Source organism: Enterobacter sp. WCHEn045836, assembly GCF_003965585.1.
Lineage (GTDB): Bacteria > Pseudomonadota > Gammaproteobacteria > Enterobacterales > Enterobacteriaceae > Enterobacter > Enterobacter dissolvens.
On sequence record NZ_RXPT01000005.1, the window covers coordinates 258219 to 274443 of the forward strand.

Sequence of the window (16225 nt, forward strand, 5' to 3'; positions counted from 1 at the left end):
ATGTACGCTCAATAAATTACAGGAGAAGGAAATCATGTTAGACCCTATTGGCGGCTTTCGCCGTATTCAGGATTTCTTCATTTCATATATAGAAACCAGCTTTCGTATTGCCGATCCTTCAGTTTCGGCCTCAAGACGTAATCTTTTGAATAGCAGTGGAGAATTTGCTGCGGAGCCCTACATTGAGCCTGTTTTACGATATGAGTCTTCTGATAAAACGCTTGAAGCTCTGGCCGAGATGGAAGGTGGGCCGCTAAATAGTTTATCTCACAAAGGCCGTAAGGCGTTCGTCGAATTAGCGTTATCCGGCCTGTTCGATTCAAAACCTGGTGATGAAGTCTGGCCGCGTCGTTCGGTCCATGCGCCATATAGCCACCAGACTCAAATGCTGGAGCGTGGTATTTCTCCTGGTTGCCCCGGTATTGTTACATCGGGAACAGGTTCAGGAAAAACGGAAAGTTTTATGTTGCCTATACTGGCCGCACTATCGAATGAAGCTGTTAGCTGGGCGGCCCCTTGCGACGGTTATCTGCAAAATCGATGGTGGAACGATGAAAAAACAAGCTGGGTTTCTCGTCGCGAAGGAGAAAAACGTCAGGCGGCAGTCAGAGCGCTGGTGCTGTACCCGATGAACGCTCTGGTTGAAGATCAAATGGCGCGTTTACGTAAAACATTAGATTCAGATAACGCGCGGAAAGTGATGGAGCATCGCTTCGCTAGGAATCGAATTTTCTTTGGGCAATATACTAGCGCAACACCAATTACTGGCTATGCCAACCACCCACGTCTTTCCGGAGTCAAATCGGAAAAAAGTCGCCGTGCTCGTAATCTTGAAAAATTACGTAAGGCGTTGAAGCGAATTGATAGCGATCAGCAGGCTGCGCGCGCATTCGACGAAAAAGAAAACCCTTCGGAAAAGACCCGATATATATTCCCTTCGACAGACGGTGGGGAAATGATGTCTCGCTGGGATATGCAGGCTGCCCCACCTGACGTTCTCGTCACTAACGCCTCAATGCTAGGGGCAATGCTTTCGCGCGAAGTTGAAGACGGTATATTTGATGCTACTCGCGAATGGTTGATGAATAACAACGACGCATACTTCTATTTGGTATTTGACGAGCTGCATTTATTACGTGGTTCCGCTGGAACTGAAACCGCGATGTTGATTAAGTCGCTGATTGTAAGACTCGGGCTTGACGACCCGAAACATCGTTACAAACTGCGTTTACTCGCGTCTTCAGCATCACTGCCGATGGAAGGTGTCGATGGAGAGCAATCACGGAAATACCTACGCGATCTATTTTCGCCCTTCGGTACTTGCCGCGATTCTTTCGATCCCGGTAGCGATGAGCCTGATTTTTGGCGTAACTGCGTCATTCAGGGAAAACCTTATATACCATCGAAACCAGAAGGAAAAATCGCCGTGCGGCCTTTCGCCGCATTGATGCGTGTTGCCCTTGAGGGGCAGGGAAATGTTGTTCGCAATCTGAACATGACGGACGCGCTTAGTAAAGCTTTGTCAAATGTCTTCCAAGCTTTGGGCGTGAAAGCACAAAATGATGTGCAAGGCATTAAACAAGCAGCGGAAAAAGCAGCTGCCCTGCTGACCAACGCTTGCATTGAAGAAGGCAGCGAGTCGCCGCGAGCGATGCCGCCGGGACTCATCATTGATAAGATTTTTCTGAAGGAAGAGACGGATAAACAAGATGAATTGGAATTAGCATTACGCGGATTAATGCTGGTACGCGCACTGCCGGAATCCGGGATGGATTGTGAGCAACTCGCGAACGTCACACCAGCTTTTCGCGTACATACATTCGTCAGAAATATTGAAGGTTTCTTCGCCTCCGTAGCACCGGGAGAACAAAAGGCAAAATTTGCTGATTTTTGTATGGAACGAGGCCTGTCTCACGCGCCTTCGGCCCCGGGTAGAGATCGCGGTCGTCGTTTATTTGAAATGCTATACTGCGAAGCATGCGGTGATTTACTGCTCGGTGGTCAGAAGGGGCAGAATCACGGTAAAACAATCGAATTATTACCTTCGGCGACCAATCTGGAAAATCTTCCCGAACGTCCCGGTGCTGAATATTACGATGATATGACGCTGGAGGAGTTTGCGGTTTTTTGGCCTGTCGATATAGCCGGGCGGCCTCCTATAGGCTGCGAAAAAGGGTGGGATGTCTGGGAAAAAGCGGCGCTTAATCCTGTTACAGGCATTGTGACCATTGGGCAGGAAACATCGACGAATACTGATGCGGTTCGCGGGTATCTCTATTTCCAAAATCCTGTTAAACCTAAAAAAGGCGAGCCAGCGAAGAATCCTTCTGCTCAGCCTTTCTGCTGCCCTAACTGTGGGATTGACTATTCCAGTCGACCTGCCAGCAATCGTTCCAGATCGCCCATTCGCGCATTTCGCACTGGTGTGACGAAATCATCCCAACTGGTAGCAACTGAGCTATTTGAATTACTCCATGCAATCGGCGCGGAAGCAAAGAGTATCGTTTTCTCCGACAGTCGACAGGATGCGGCATCAATGGCGCTGGAAATCGAACGGTTGCACTTACGCGATTTACGCAGGGAAATTTTGGTTGCCGCTTCCAGAGCAATGATTAACGAGGCTGAAAGGAGGTATATTTCAGACGAGGATATTGAAGACTGGAAAGCCAAAGCCAAACAATCTGGAGATTACGATGAGTATATCAGACTGCATGACCTTCAAAAAAGCCAAGATGGAATTACTGAGCTTTGTAAATATCGACGGATAAAAATCGACAAATTACTTGAGTCTGAAGGTGACTCAATCGGAAGAATCACGTCTGAGCTCGTCGGGCTAGGTATATCGCCCTATAAATATCGTTCTAATTCAGATGAGAATGATAATTCTGTTTGGCATACAAATTTCATAAAAGAAGGAGGGGATATTAGGTTCAGTGAAAGGCTTCCTGCTCATGAACGAATGAAAATAAAAACAAAAATATCCTACGATCAATCTGAATTGATAGATGATGTTATTTTTGCCAATACTTTTTTCGCTCTGGAAGAAACAGGGCTGGCATACCCGTGCATCTCAGATAAAGATGATATGCCGGAAATTGATGCCTGGCTAAGGGTATTTTCAGGTGCCTATCGTATTAAAGAGAATAAATATTTCGATGCAAGTCGTACACGTGATTGGTATGTTGGGAAAGATGTTGAAAAAGAGAAGGTTAAGCGCGTCGCCAGAGCCTTGTTCGGTGATGGCGGGTATCAAGATGGTTTAACGAGCATCTTAAATAAACTTTCTCTGCTTGATCATAAAGCAGGACTAATCAATATCGGTAAGTTGTTCCTCAAAATAAGTAAACCAGGCGATCATTACTGGCAATGTGCAAATTGTGGGCGAATTCACTTACATCTAGGATTTAAATATTGTACCCGTTGTGTGAATGAACTCGACCTTGAACCTAGCGGAATTGTCGAAGATCTTTGGGAGGAAAACTTTCTCGGTAAGCGCATTGTACGTGGAGAGCGAGATGGAGTTAAACGTTTCCGGCTGAACGTCGAAGAATTAACGGGACAGACGGATGATTTCTCCGATCGTTTGCGTAAGTTCAAGGGGATTTTTGTCGATAAGATGAGTGAACTTGAAAAGCTTGATTCGGAAATAGACATGCTCGCCGTTACCACGACAATGGAAGTCGGAATTGATATCGGTTCACTTCAGTCGGTTTATCAAGCCAACATGCCACCTCAGCGGTTTAACTACCAGCAGCGCGTCGGTCGAGCTGGGCGACGTGGCCAAGCTTTTTCTTTCGTTATCACATTTTGTCGCGGACGAACTCATGATGCTTACTATTTCGCTCATCCTCATGCGATCACCGGAGATCCACCGCCGCCACCTTTTCTGGCGGTAGATCATGATGCCATTCCATTAAGACTTATGCGGAAAGTATGGCTTAGAGCTGCATTTAATCTTTTACGTGAAGAGGATCATAAAAACGGTACAGCTTTCCCTGGGGATAAACTCGTTCCGCCTGATATTCATGGCGAATATGTATCTACGCATGATTACTATCATAGCGATGAAACTAATTGGGCTGAACGATTGCTGGGAGCGTTGAAAGCAACGCAGAATATATGTGATCGCTTTATTAACGCAGCAACGTTCGATCCAGAGCAAAAACAACGGCTTAATTTATTGTTAAATGCGGGGAAAATAATTGATGAAATCGCTGAGCTGAAAATTTATATCCCTGAAGAGGATATGGGGCTTGCACGTTTCCTGGCCGAACATGGTAAATTGCCGATGTATGGAATGCCGACTCGGGTGCGCAACCTTTATTTGGGATTGCGTAAAACAAAAGGTCTGAATGCACAAGAAGAATACGAATGGTCGACGATGGATCGCGATCTTGATCTCGCAGTTTTCGAGTATGCTCCAGGCTCAGTATTAATCAAGGATAAGAAAAAGCATGAGGTAATAGGCTTCACAGGTAATTACCAAGAGCCGCAGGTCCAGAACAATCGCATATCGGATCTCTCGACGGTGGGCTCGTGGCTGGAGTCTTGTAGCCATGTAGCAGTTTGCCCGGCATGTGGTTCCGCCAAGCTAGAGCTACATAAACCTGAAAACAACATTAATTGCGAGGATTGCTGCACGCCTATCAGTCCTGACGAATTCAGGCTTTATATCACGCCAGCCGCTTTTCGTACGGATTTCAAACCCAAAGACGATATGGAAAATTTTATCCGCATGTCGTTGAAAACCACAGCGACAGTGTTACATGAAGGCGTTCCAACAAAATGCGATTCCTTCACTGTTCAACGCGGCGAAGTGACCATTCTACGGCTCAACGATGGTCCCATTAATGGGGAAAAGGAAGGCGAACGATTTAATGTTGACTTGGTGTACGATCAAAAAGCACCAATGCCCTTTTCAACTTATTGCCCGTCAGTTAAAGGCGATCAGGCTATCGACTCAGACTGGCTAAAATCGCACAATAACCCGCGCTGGCAGTTTCGTGGCGAGAAAAAAAGCTTTGGGCTTGTATCAAGTAAAGAGACGGAGTCTCTTCATCTTGAAATAACAGAATTCAATACTCGCCTTAATCTGGATATGGTCGCCAGATACGGCGAGTACATGAATTTGCCTACGCGCGCGGCGGCTATCAGCGCGACCCAGATCTTAACTCATAAGGCAGCACTCTATCTCGATGTTTCGCCAGATGAATTTGAAATGCTTGAACCCCGACTGCATCTTGGTAAACCCAGATTGCAAATCGTCGACGCGTTAATCAACGGCTCAGGATTATGCAGACGGCTTGCCGAACCAGCAACTGCAGACGGCTTACCGCTGATAGTCAAGTTATTACATGAGATTCTCGAAGAGAATGACAACTGGCCGATGATTGATTTTTTAAACAAAGATCACCCGATTCAATGCCAAACCGCGTGTTACAAGTGCATACAGCGCTATGGCAATCGGCAATATCACGGCTTGCTCGACTGGCGTTTAGGTATGGCCTATCTACGGGCGATGGTTATGCCCAAATTCGCATGTGGTCTGAATGCCGCAGACTGGAATCAGCCAGAGATGAAAGGATGGAGAGAAAGAGCGTTCCAATTAGCGGAAGACGTAGAGGCTCTACGACCAGCAACAATCAAATTGTTAAAAGATTATTCGTTACCTGTGCTTATCGAAATGCAGGACGGGAAAGAGCTTTGGAGAGCGGCCGTAACGCATCCTTTATGGCAATGGAGAGATGACAAACGCGATGCACTGATTAATTCTTTTGGATTGGCTGACGGGGAGTCGCCTCTTCTGTTCATTAATACGTTTGAACTGGAAAGACGGCCGCTGCGTGCGCTGGCGAACCTTAAACGGAGTTAAAATGTTAACAATCATGCTGCTATTTACCGGTTGATGTTTTTTGGCTTAAGGCGCTTTCGTATCCGAAAGCGCTGTCCTCCTCTTTTATCTCAAGGAAACATTAAGTGCTTGAGCCAATTTGTCTTGTATCTGAAATTGATGATGTTAGTGTAAATGTGTATTGATTAATGGGTAAAGATAAGGAGTTATGATGGTAACAAGGGATAGAATGAAACAATGGATCATTGAGTGTCTTCAGGGGCGGGGTGGAAGTGCTTGGCCGCGGGAAGTCTCAAAATATGTATGGGATAATTATGAAAAAGAGTTAAAGGATGCTGGGGATATATTATATACGTGGCAATATGACATCCGTTGGGCAGCTCAACAATTGAGAAATGAGGGTGTTCTCAAACCAGTATTTAACCGTAGGGATTTACCTTGGGAATTAGCATGAAATAGTAAGTTTAGTACTAATGCTTTTATCGCTGTCATGGTTATCTTGTTCATCTTTACTGAAAAGCGCCATCCTCATTAAAATTTTCGTCGATAACCATATCAGTGTTGTAATGATATGGTTAAGATCCGCTAAGCATACCACTTTGATCATCTCAGCCCAAAATCAGTAATGTTTTTTCCAAAAATTTAAGAAGATCTTCTTAAAAAGGTACTTTTACTTAATATTACATTCAACCATATTTCATACCTCTCTGGACGATTATCCTTTGTGGTCCACAGTTTATTTATATATACGCTCGGAACCGCCCTCAGCAACTCCCGCACCCCCTCTTCATCCAGATCCGTAAACCGTCTTTCACCCTGCACGCGCTCACCGTTGCCATACTTAAAGGACACGTACCAGACGCCGCCAGGCTTAAGCGCATCCGCAAGCTTCTGCATTACCGCAGGCAACTCAGAAGAGGGGACATGCAGCAAAGAGGCACAACACCAGATCCCATCGTACTGCGCTTTACCGGCGATCTCTGAAAAGGTCATCAACTGCACGGGTAACCCGGTATGTTGCTTTGCCAGCTCCACCATCGCGGAAGAGGCATCAAAAGCATCCACCTGATAACCCATCTCATGAAAGGCTTTTGCGTCTCGTCCTGAACCGCAGCCCGCATCCAGAACCCGGGCACCGTGAGGCAGATGTTGGGTGAAGGCGTCGTAGAGCGTGGTCATATCGACATTGACCGTGCCATCGAAGAAATCCTGTGCGTGGTTCTGATAGTAGTGAAGTGTCATTAAAACGTTGCCTCGCCTTCCGCGTTGGGTTTCCAGGTATGGATAAGTTTGTCCAGCGCGGCCTGCCAGTTATGCTGAAGAAAGCTTCTCCGTGCTTCAGGACGTTGCCCTGTCTGTAGAACAATCGTCTCATGTAACGGCAGTTTGCTCTGAATAAAATACTCATTGCGGGTGTGTAACCGCTGCAGGAGCCTGAGCTCGGGAATGCGTGCAGATTTGCCTTCAACGCCACGGTTACAACATCGACAGGCCAGCACTAAGTTCCATACGCCGTTAATATTGCTCACTTCATGGCGGGCAGCCCAGGGAATAAAGTGGTCGACGTCCGCCAGTTCTGCGTCTCCCGGTACCAGACTGATGGGTTTAAAGCAGTAAAAACACCGTCCTTTCTGGTAACCATTCAGGCTGTCGCGGCAGCTGGTGATGTCTACGCGACGCGCATTCACCCTCGTGAACAGCAGCTGATTATCTTCGTCAAACTCCACGCCCACAAGGTTACGCGAAATCCCCATCGACCAGGCCTGTTCCACCAGGTTCCAGCGGGCATTGGTTTCAAAGGCGAGGTTTTTATACTGCAGGCGTTCGCCCAGTAAAAAGAAGTTATCCGTCAGGCGGATCCCGTTGTGGGTTTTGCGCTCATCAAGGAAAAAGCGTTTATCGATCTCGCCCTGGTTCACGTAATGAAAGGCATCGATCACGTTGTTAAAGCCAAGGCGCACCGTTGCTTCAATAAGCTGGGCGTGGGTGATTTCGCCTCTGTTGAACTTCAGACAGGTTTCCAGAAATTGACTGCTACGGGAGGTGATCTGTTTTGGCGCATGCTTCAGATGTTCGCAAAGATAGCGGCTGAACGGCACGGCAAGCTGGTCGAGCGTAATCAAATCGCTGCCCGTCTTATCCACTTCATACAACGCTGACGCCAGCGCGAACTTGTAAGATGCGACGTTCCTTCCAAAGAGGATCACACCACGCCAGTAGTTCTCAAGCGTTGGATCGGCCTGATAAAATTCCATCGATGAAGTCCTGTTACGGTTGGCTGGGCAGGGCGTTACTAAAGCCTGTAACAGGATCACATAACAAAATCAGGATGATGTAAATCGTTAATCTATAGGTTTGATGAATTTTTGAGAGGTCTGAGATAAAGGTGTGGAGGCAACCGATGCGGTATTAGCGCCAGGTTTGCGAACGAACAGATATCTGGAAGAGGTGAGTTGAACAGGTTTCCAGCCGAAGCGTTGTAATTTCTCGAATTAAAACCCTATTTCCTGAATCCCCCTCGCAAATCCCAAATTTACCCCACACCAAACCGCTGTATTTATATTCAGCCCTGTATAATGAGCCCCAGAAATTACGCCGAACGGCAAAAGGAAGTATCAAAGAAAATTTAACGAGGAATTCGCGATATGAAGGTGCTGCAACACCCCCATACCGCTAACCACCAGCAACTGAAAAGGAGTTGAAAATGGCTGCGACGAATTTTAAGCCAGAGTTTACTGTTTGCAAAACAGAATCAGACGCTTTCACCGGCATGATTAAAAACCGCGAGCTGGTACGCAAAAACAGCGCCCGCCGCCTTCATGGCAATCCACCCAACGCGGCGCCCGTTCATCCCCGCGCCGAAACGCCGCAAGACAGTGCCGCTTGCTGCGAACTGTATGCACGCATAGACATGAAATACCTTCTTCTGGGCGGAGACTGGTTAACCCGTGCGGGCTTTATCAACGGTATGCCCGTGAAAATCCGCGCCATGAAAGACTGCATTGTGATTACACCGCAGCATACAAGAGAATTATGGGGATGCCTGGAGGGTATGAGCGTGGTGAATATAAATAAACAGAAAGTTGCGCAGTGGTTAAAAACATTTCCGGGGGCGTTGAATGATACGGGGGATATACCGGTGATAAAGCGTGGGAATGGGCAGACGAAAGCGTAACGTTTAGAGAAAATAATTTTTTGCCCCTCATACTGACAGGCAAGGAATGCTCTTCGGTAAATGCTGTTATCAATCCGGTCCGGGCATCCTGCTACGATGGATGAATCTGCACCTTACTCAGTTGGGTGTCCAACAGTTGAGGTGCTGTTCATTGATATGAGGGGGCATGTTTGCCCGGATTTTTCTGCATTGCAAAATATGGGGGTGATCTTATGTTTGTGATTGACTTCACACTTCTCGATTTTTAATCGCCCTTTTCACGTCCAGTCCAGAAATGGACAAAAGTATTACGCTTTACATCGCACTCGTGCATGGCGTCTGGCGGTGCGGTGGTATTTAAGGGTTATTCGTTGGCGTAATTTATTGAGATATTTCTCTAATTGATTGCAAAACATTACCACGTTGAGATGGATCAACTTTTAGCGCGTTTTACAAATTTAATTGCCGAGCGACTGCATTTTTCATCTTCTTTGGATAGTTGTTCTGGGAATTAAACAAAATCTGGAGGATTTTGCGAGCTTTCTGGTGCCCCTTGTTTTTATTTTTTCGGATTAATTCCTGTTGTCTGAAGGAATATTCTTAAGAATTTTCCTGTTGAAAAACAAAGATCTGCGTATTTGATTTTGTTCAGCCATTTACCCTATTATCCGCGTGTAAAGAAATGTAGTCAGGAAACTTTCACACAGTGGTGATAAGAGGGATTTATGAGCGAGAAAAGCTTCCAGAATGAGATTCCGAAGGCGCGCGTTAATTTAAAACTGGATTTACATACCGGGGGAGCCCAGAAGAAAGTTGAATTGCCGCTTAAATTGCTGGTGACTGGCGATTTCAGTAATGGTGCAGAACAAAGACCGTTATCAGAGCGTGAAAAAATCGATGTAAACAAAAATAACTTTAATGCAGTGCTTTCCGAATATTCCCCGAAAGTGAATCTCACTGTTGAAAATACACTGGCGGGTGATGGCAGCGAAGAGAATATCAGCCTGACATTTCGCGACATCAAGGACTTTACGCCAGAAGAGGTCGCGCGCCAGATCCCCCAACTGAAGGCCATGCTCGCCATGCGCAATTTGCTTCGCGATTTGAAAGCGAATCTGCTGGATAACCAGGGCTTCCGAAAAGAGCTGGAAAAAATCCTGCTTGACCCGGCGCTCAGCCGCGAACTGCGCGATGAATTGTCTGCTCTGGCACCGAAACAGCCGTAACGGTCGCAATGAATTAACGGATTAATGAGGAAATGCTGATGTCTGTAGAAAATCAAAATGCCGTTACGGGCGAAAGTGTTGTGCTGGAACGCCCGCAGACGGGCGGTGTTTATGCTTCCCTGTTTGAGAAAATCAATCTCAGCCCGGTTTCTGAACTGAGCGCGCTGGATATCTGGCAGGATGCGCAGGCCATGTCTGATGCGAGCGCTGACGAGCGTCTGACTGCCGGGATGCAGGTGTTCCTGGAATGCCTGAGTAAATCAGGTGCAAAAATTGAGAAGCTGGATAAAACCCTGATTGACCATCATATTGCCACGCTGGACTACCAGATTAGCCGCCAGCTGGATGCCGTGATGCACAACCCTGAATTTCAGCGGGTTGAGGGGCTGTGGCGTGGTCTGAAGCACCTGGTGGACAACACCGATTATCGCCAGAACGTCAAAACCGAAATCCTTGATGTCTCCAAAGAAGACCTGCGCCAGGATTTTGAAGATTCTCCGGAAATTATCCAGAGCGGACTGTACACACACACCTATATCGCAGAATACGACACCCCTGGCGGTGAACCGATCGGGGCGGTGATCTCCGCGTATGAATTCGACGCCAGCCCGCAGGATGTGGCGCTGATGCGCAATATCTCCAAAGTATCGGCGTCAGCCCATATGCCGTTTATTGGCTCTGCCGGGCCGAAATTTTTCCTCAAGGAAAATATGGAGCAGGTGGCTGCCATCAAGGATATCGGCAACTACTTTGACCGCGCGGAATATATCAAATGGAAATCCTTCCGTGAGACGGATGACGCCCGCTATATCGGTCTGGTGATGCCCCGCGTGCTGGGACGTCTGCCTTACCGCCATTCGCCCTCAGTCAGGATGCGCCAGTGGTGGTCCGGGCTGCCGGGCGTCGAACCGGGCGGAGGATGTACTGGCTGTCATGGGGCGCGGGGATCGTGGCGCTGGCGGTAGTCTGGTTTGTGCTCTCATCCTTGCTGGCCGGGCAGGTAGCGCAGATTACGGGGCTGGGATGAACATGCACGAGCGTTCCCGTCTTCTGCTGACGCTGCTGGCTCTGTTTTTAAGCCTGTGGCTGATCCTCGGCTTCTGGCCGCTGTCGGTCACAACCCGGTGGATACTCTGTCTGCTGGTTGTCACGGCTGCGGGTCTTGTGCTGTGGCGTCAGTGGCATCAGCGGCAGTCCCGTCGTGATGCCCTGAGTCGTTTCAGTGCTGACCACCTGCCTCCGGAGGATTATCAGGGCAGTGTGCTGTTCATTATCGGTGATGCTACGGCCTGGTCTGAATCGGGTCAGCCATTCCGGGAAACACCTTCGGGCTGGTATCTGCCGGTAGAGAATCCGGAGCAACTCCCTGTTCTGGCAGAACAGCTGGCGACCGTGCGCCCCGCACTTGTCCCACAGGTGGCCGTTATGCTGGGCCTTCTGCCGGAGCGTCATACCTCGGATGACGCGTTCGGGCAGTGGCTGCGGACCTGGCAACGGGCGGTGGCGCAGTGTCGCCCGTGGCTGAACGGCCTGCCGCCAGTGCTGGTGACCCTGATGGTTTCAGGGCCGTCCCGGCCGGATGCCTCAGAGGATGACATACCTGTCCGCTGGTTTACCGTAACGCCGGACCTGCCGGGTGTCCGGGTGCGTCTGCCGGCTTTGGGGGCGATCCCCGTGAGCGACTGGCTACGGGAAAGCCCTGCTGGAGACCGGCTGTCACGCCTGGGAGAGGCCTTCTGGCTGGATGCCATGCAGGCATGGTACGACCGTGCGGTGGGCGCGCAGCTTAATACCCGCCAGGGCGATTTGCCTGCACTGCCTCCCGTAGCCGCAGGATTCTGCCTGACCCCGGTGGCGGCAAAAGCGGACAACCTGTGGCAGCAGCATATCACGGCCCTCACGACCCTGCCGCCGTCGGCCGGCATGCAGGCGGCGACATTGCCCCTGCCGGATATTCTGCTGGTGGGGCTGTCGCGCCGCCGTGGACTCAGCCGCAGCCAGCAACGCTGGCGTCAGGCCGGAATGATTGCAGGCCTGTTTCTGCTGCTGGCAATGCTGGCCTCCTTTATTAATAACCAGCGGCTGCTCAACAGCGTCGGTGATCATCTGGCGCTTTACCATCGCCTGGATGGGATATCTCCTGCACCGAAGGCGCAGGCACAACAGCGCCTCAAAGCGGACAGTAACCTGCTGGATGACTGGCTACGTCGCGGTGCGCCGCTGCGGTACGGGCTGGGCCTGTATCAGGGGCTGCGTCTGATCCCGCCGGTGGAGGCTGCGCTCAGTGACTGGGCGCCACCACCTCCTCCTCGCCCGGTCATTAATAAGATGGTGCAGGGGCCGAAGACCGTCCGCCTGGACAGCCTCTCACTGTTTGACTCCGGCAAAGCCGAACTTAAACCCGGCTCCACAAAAGTACTGGTGAACGCGCTGGTCGGCATTAAGGCGAAACCCGGCTGGCTGATCGTGGTCAGTGGCCACACGGTCTTTCGATTCCGCCGTGTAGCCCTGAGCGCTGACAACCTGCTGCCAGGGAAATGCGTGTAGGGTGTTCATATCATCGTCCTTTTTCATCATCACGCTGAAAGGGAAATTGCCCCAGAGTCAGGCATTATTATTCGCTCAAAAAGCCTGGCATAAAACCAAAATACATCAACTTATTGATGGGTTAATAAGGTGGCACTTATTGCGGTATTTGTGGGGGTAATGAAGGGAGGCTGTAATGATAAACGGAAACTACTGGAGCTTATTAGGCAAAATAGTTAAATAGCCGACGTGTTATCAACTCTTTGCACCTCTTTTTTATCGCGCTCTTTTTATTATACTTTTTATTGTGGTGAATCCCCCTGTGCGGTGGGGCATAATTTATGGGTTAACGTCATTATGCGGGCTTTGCTCACCGGGAGGCACCCGGCACCACAGTTCTTTTTTTGCAGTATTTCATATAATGATTGTGAATAATAACTGCGAATAGTTGTTTTCAGATGAATGTTTGATTTTTTATGAAAAATAAGCTGTGTCTCTCAAAATAAATTTTTATCAGATTTTATTATCTCTTCCTGGAGCAATCCTCGGAGGAAGAATGGACACAACTGAAGAACTAAATGGAACGTATTTTTATGCTGGCAGAACAAATCTTACCGCTGGCGGCCTTTTCTTTATGATTTATTGCGAATCAATTGCCGATCATTTTGGTATTGACGATGTTGCTGGAATTGCTGCGTTATATAGCGGTGCTAATAATCAGAAGACCAGAAAGAAACCCGCGGGAGCGAAGGAAGGAACGTCCCGAGCCTCGAAAGCCATGAGGCGCTATTTCAAACAAGCTAAGTTCCCGTATGGCATTAGGCTCCCGACATGGATTGGCGGCTACACGCCATGGACTGTACGCTGTAGGATGGCTTCACAAATCAGTACATTTATCGGAAGAACGATTCCATTAGTGGGTATGGTGATATTAGTCGCTGATGTATCACTAATCACCTATGCTGCAATACGTGATTATAATCGAATCGCGCGGGGCAGCGACAAACTATGGTAGAGGATATTGAGCAGCGCATCTACGCCTTAGCCAGACGCTATAACGGCGTTTATCTGATGAATAACGAAGCGAAGCAAAAATTACTGAATGCTAAAACTGATTTGGATACTGACATGCAGCTTGATGTCACTGAAGCAGAAGATTTAATGGAAGAGTTTTTTAAAGAATTTGATGTTGATAGAGGGAATTTTAACATAATCACCTACTATCCTGATGAGCCTTTTTCATTGAATCCATTCGAAAAATTCCCTGTGGTGATGGTTCCTGATTTCACCATTGGAATGCTTATCGAATCCGCAAAAGCGGGCAAATGGTTATACGACTAAAATGCAAGGAGCAATAGAATGGCCGTACCTGTACATCTTTTTTTAACTAATGACGGCGGCACAATGATTCGTGGTTCCTGTGACGTTGCAAACAGGGAAGGAAGTATTGAGCTAAGAGGATTACAACATAACCTCAGCCTGCCAACCGACTCGGCAACGGGCAAGGTCACCGGCACTCGCCAGCATTCACCGTTTCAGTTTACTAAGGAACTGGACAGCTCTTCGCCCTATCTGTTCAAAGCGGCAGCAACGGGTCAGACCCTTAAAACGGCAGAATTCAAGTTTTACCATATTAACTATTCCGGGCAAGAGGAGGAGTATTACCGAATCACGCTCGAGAACGTTAAGGTCATTTCTGTGAGTCCAGTAATGTACGACACCCGAGGCTGTCCGGGGACGGGGCATATGGAGGAGGTGGCGTTTAATTATGAGAAGATTACCCATTTGTACAAGGACGGTAACTTGTTAGCGCACGATGCGTGGAATGAACGTCCAACCTCTGGCTCTGCTGCATAACGTTATATTGAACTTGCCCGCCAGCGTTTCGTTTGTGCGGGCAGAGAATATCATTCTTTATTCCTTTTCGTAAATGATGGCCGAAACATCATAAAAATAACCCACGCAAACATCCCAATAATCTTCATTGGCCAGGGTTCAAACACATCCAGACACAAAATTGCGCCAATAACTAATAGCGGACCTTCTATCAGTTCAGCTATCCTTCCTAAAATATATAACTTATGAGGCAGCACCCGATTAAGTAATGTCGCAATAAGCTGTGCACTTCCTAATATGATTGTTATTGCGATTGTACGGTCCTCCCAGTTATCAAAACTAACCAAAGAAATGGGGCATATAGTCACTATATAACCACAAAAAATATATTCAGCATGTAAATGATAAACTTGCTCATAACATTTGCTACGACGTTCGAAAAATATAAAGAGTCTATGAATATAGCGCTCTCAACAGAATGACAAACGACATTGGCTAATAATGCATTTAAGAATTGTTGCGCCTCGCTTATTTTCGTAATAAAAGAGTTAGCGGCTTCATGCCGGTACCATACACTCCACCGCTAACTCTCTTAACTCACACTCTCAAAACACCGGCACCCCCAGCCCAACCTTCACCTCCCTCAACGTCTCCTGCGTCACCCCCTGCGCCCGTTCGGTCCCGCGCTTCAGCATCGCCATCAACTCGCCCCTGTCACGCATGTACATCGCCCTCCGCTCCCGCATCGGCGCAATCAGCTCCTGCAAACACGCCTCCAGCTCGTTCTTACAAACCCGGTCACCCAGCCCGCCCGCCTGGTAGTGCGTCTTCATCGCCGCCACTTTCTCCTTGTCCGGATGAAACGCGTCGAGGTACGTAAACACCACGTTTCCCTCAATCTGCCCCGGGTCGCTCACCTTCAGGTGGTTCGGGTCGGTGTACATGGCGCTGACCGCACGGTGAATGGTCTCTTCGCTGGCCGAAAGGTGCAGCGTGTTGCCCAGCGATTTCGACATCTTGGCGCTGCCATCGATGCCGGGCAGGCGGCTGGTGTCGCTCAGCATCGCTTTACAGTGGCGCAGTACCGGGGCGGGCAGCAGGCTGTTCATCTTGTGCACAATCTCGTTGGTCTGCTCAATCATCGGCAGCTGGTCGTCGCCGACGGGGACGCACTCGGCCTTAAACGCGGTGATGTCCGCCGCCTGGCTGATGGGGTAGGCCATAAACCCGACCGGCAGCGAGCGGGCGAAACCCTTCTGCGCAATCTCGTTTTTCACCGTCGGGTTACGCTCCACGCGGGCGACGGTGACGATGTTCATATACAGCATCGTCAGCTCGGCGAGGGCGGGCAGGGCGGACTGCAGGCAGATGGTAGTCAGGTTCGGGTCGATACCGGCGGCGAGGTAGTCGGCCAGCACTTCAGGGATGTTGTCGCGGATCTTCTGCGGGTTACTGCCGTTGTCGGTCAGCCCCTGCAGGTCGGCAATCAGCACAAACTGGTTGTGCGTCTGCTGCAGAGCCACGCGCTGGCGCAGCGATCCGACGAAGTGGCCGAGGTGCAGCGGGCCGGTTGGGCGGTCGCCGGTGAGGATGGTTTGCGGGTTCATAAAGACTCCTTAATGTGCAATTGCC

General features: G+C 49.0%; 11 protein-coding genes and 1 pseudogene. 9 read left to right on the forward strand and 3 right to left on the reverse strand.

Annotation, left to right across the window (positions count from 1 at the left end; translation table 11 throughout):
• Positions 1 to 34 precede the first annotated feature (34 nt).
• Together EKN38_RS08980 and EKN38_RS08985 are read left to right on the forward strand one after the other, a co-directional pair.
• A complete protein-coding gene (locus tag EKN38_RS08980; protein WP_126521999.1) occupies positions 35 to 5872 on the forward strand; it encodes a DEAD/DEAH box helicase in 5838 nt (1945 codons plus the stop codon).
• A 208-nt stretch (positions 5873 to 6080) separates the two neighbouring features.
• Positions 6081 to 6305: a hypothetical protein gene (locus EKN38_RS08985; protein ID WP_227009530.1), complete on the forward strand. Its 225-nt coding sequence runs from the start codon at positions 6081 to 6083 to the stop codon at positions 6303 to 6305.
• Positions 6306 to 6493: 188 nt separating this feature from the next.
• On the opposite strand, the gene EKN38_RS08990 is transcribed toward EKN38_RS08985, so the two are convergent.
• Positions 6494 to 7093, reverse strand: a complete 600-nt coding sequence (locus EKN38_RS08990; protein WP_014830478.1) for a class I SAM-dependent methyltransferase — start codon at positions 7091 to 7093, stop codon at positions 6494 to 6496.
• Positions 7093 to 8106, reverse strand: coding sequence for an HNH endonuclease domain-containing protein (locus tag EKN38_RS08995; protein WP_014830479.1), 1014 nt, complete (start codon positions 8104 to 8106; stop codon positions 7093 to 7095). The genes EKN38_RS08990 and EKN38_RS08995 overlap by 1 nt, the downstream gene beginning before the upstream one ends.
• 449 nt (positions 8107 to 8555) lie before the next feature.
• Here EKN38_RS08995 and EKN38_RS09000 point away from each other — a divergent pair, with 449 nt between their 5' ends.
• The 7 genes and pseudogenes from EKN38_RS09000 (at position 8556) to EKN38_RS09035 (ending at position 14614) form a co-directional block, all read left to right on the forward strand.
• Positions 8556 to 9026 carry a SymE family type I addiction module toxin gene (locus EKN38_RS09000; protein ID WP_014830480.1) on the forward strand — a complete coding sequence of 157 codons (471 nt, stop codon included), beginning with the start codon at positions 8556 to 8558 and terminating at the stop codon, positions 9024 to 9026.
• Positions 9027 to 9730: 704 nt separating this feature from the next.
• Complete coding sequence (gene tssB / locus EKN38_RS09005; protein WP_014830481.1) at positions 9731 to 10231, forward strand: type VI secretion system contractile sheath small subunit; 501 nt, start codon at positions 9731 to 9733, stop codon at positions 10229 to 10231.
• 32 nt (positions 10232 to 10263) lie between these two features.
• Positions 10264 to 11082 (forward strand): annotated as a pseudogene (gene tssC / locus EKN38_RS09010) (type VI secretion system contractile sheath large subunit); the annotation flags it as partial.
• A gap of 178 nt (positions 11083 to 11260) precedes the next feature.
• Entirely contained in the window at positions 11261 to 12778 is a 1518-nt protein-coding gene (locus tag EKN38_RS25750; protein WP_185812837.1) for an OmpA family protein, read from the forward strand.
• Between the two features lie 535 nt (positions 12779 to 13313).
• Positions 13314 to 13772, forward strand: a complete 459-nt coding sequence (locus tag EKN38_RS09025) for an STM2901 family protein (RefSeq protein WP_014830485.1) — start codon at positions 13314 to 13316, stop codon at positions 13770 to 13772.
• Complete coding sequence (locus EKN38_RS09030; protein WP_014830486.1) at positions 13766 to 14098, forward strand: DUF1493 family protein; 333 nt, start codon at positions 13766 to 13768, stop codon at positions 14096 to 14098. Before EKN38_RS09025 ends, EKN38_RS09030 begins: the two co-directional genes overlap by 7 nt.
• An 18-nt stretch (positions 14099 to 14116) precedes the next feature.
• Entirely contained in the window at positions 14117 to 14614 is a 498-nt protein-coding gene (locus EKN38_RS09035; protein WP_014830487.1) for an Hcp family type VI secretion system effector, read from the forward strand.
• Between the two features lie 584 nt (positions 14615 to 15198).
• On the opposite strand, the gene trpS is transcribed toward EKN38_RS09035, so the two are convergent.
• The gene (trpS, locus tag EKN38_RS09045; RefSeq protein WP_014830488.1) at positions 15199 to 16200 is read right to left on the reverse strand and encodes a tryptophan--tRNA ligase; all 1002 of its coding nucleotides are present in this window, start codon (positions 16198 to 16200) and stop codon (positions 15199 to 15201) included.
• Between the last annotated feature and the right edge of the window lie 25 nt (positions 16201 to 16225).

Excerpts from the sequence above, each read along its gene's own strand:
- tssB (WP_014830481.1), top strand. The coding sequence starts at position 9,731 with ATGAGCGAGAAAAGCTTCCAGAATGAGATTCCGAAGGCGCGCGTTAAT.
- EKN38_RS08980 (WP_126521999.1), top strand. The coding sequence starts at position 35 with ATGTTAGACCCTATTGGCGGCTTTCGCCGTATTCAGGATTTCTTCATT.
- EKN38_RS08985 (WP_227009530.1), top strand. The coding sequence starts at position 6,081 with ATGAAACAATGGATCATTGAGTGTCTTCAGGGGCGGGGTGGAAGTGCT.
- EKN38_RS09035 (WP_014830487.1), top strand. The coding sequence starts at position 14,117 with ATGGCCGTACCTGTACATCTTTTTTTAACTAATGACGGCGGCACAATG.
- EKN38_RS09030 (WP_014830486.1), top strand. The coding sequence starts at position 13,766 with ATGGTAGAGGATATTGAGCAGCGCATCTACGCCTTAGCCAGACGCTAT.
- trpS (WP_014830488.1), bottom strand. The coding sequence starts at position 16,200 with ATGAACCCGCAAACCATCCTCACCGGCGACCGCCCAACCGGCCCGCTG.
- EKN38_RS08990 (WP_014830478.1), bottom strand. The coding sequence starts at position 7,093 with ATGACACTTCACTACTATCAGAACCACGCACAGGATTTCTTCGATGGC.
- EKN38_RS25750 (WP_185812837.1), top strand. The coding sequence starts at position 11,261 with ATGCACGAGCGTTCCCGTCTTCTGCTGACGCTGCTGGCTCTGTTTTTA.
- EKN38_RS09000 (WP_014830480.1), top strand. The coding sequence starts at position 8,556 with ATGGCTGCGACGAATTTTAAGCCAGAGTTTACTGTTTGCAAAACAGAA.
- EKN38_RS09025 (WP_014830485.1), top strand. The coding sequence starts at position 13,314 with ATGGACACAACTGAAGAACTAAATGGAACGTATTTTTATGCTGGCAGA.
- EKN38_RS08995 (WP_014830479.1), bottom strand. The coding sequence starts at position 8,106 with ATGGAATTTTATCAGGCCGATCCAACGCTTGAGAACTACTGGCGTGGT.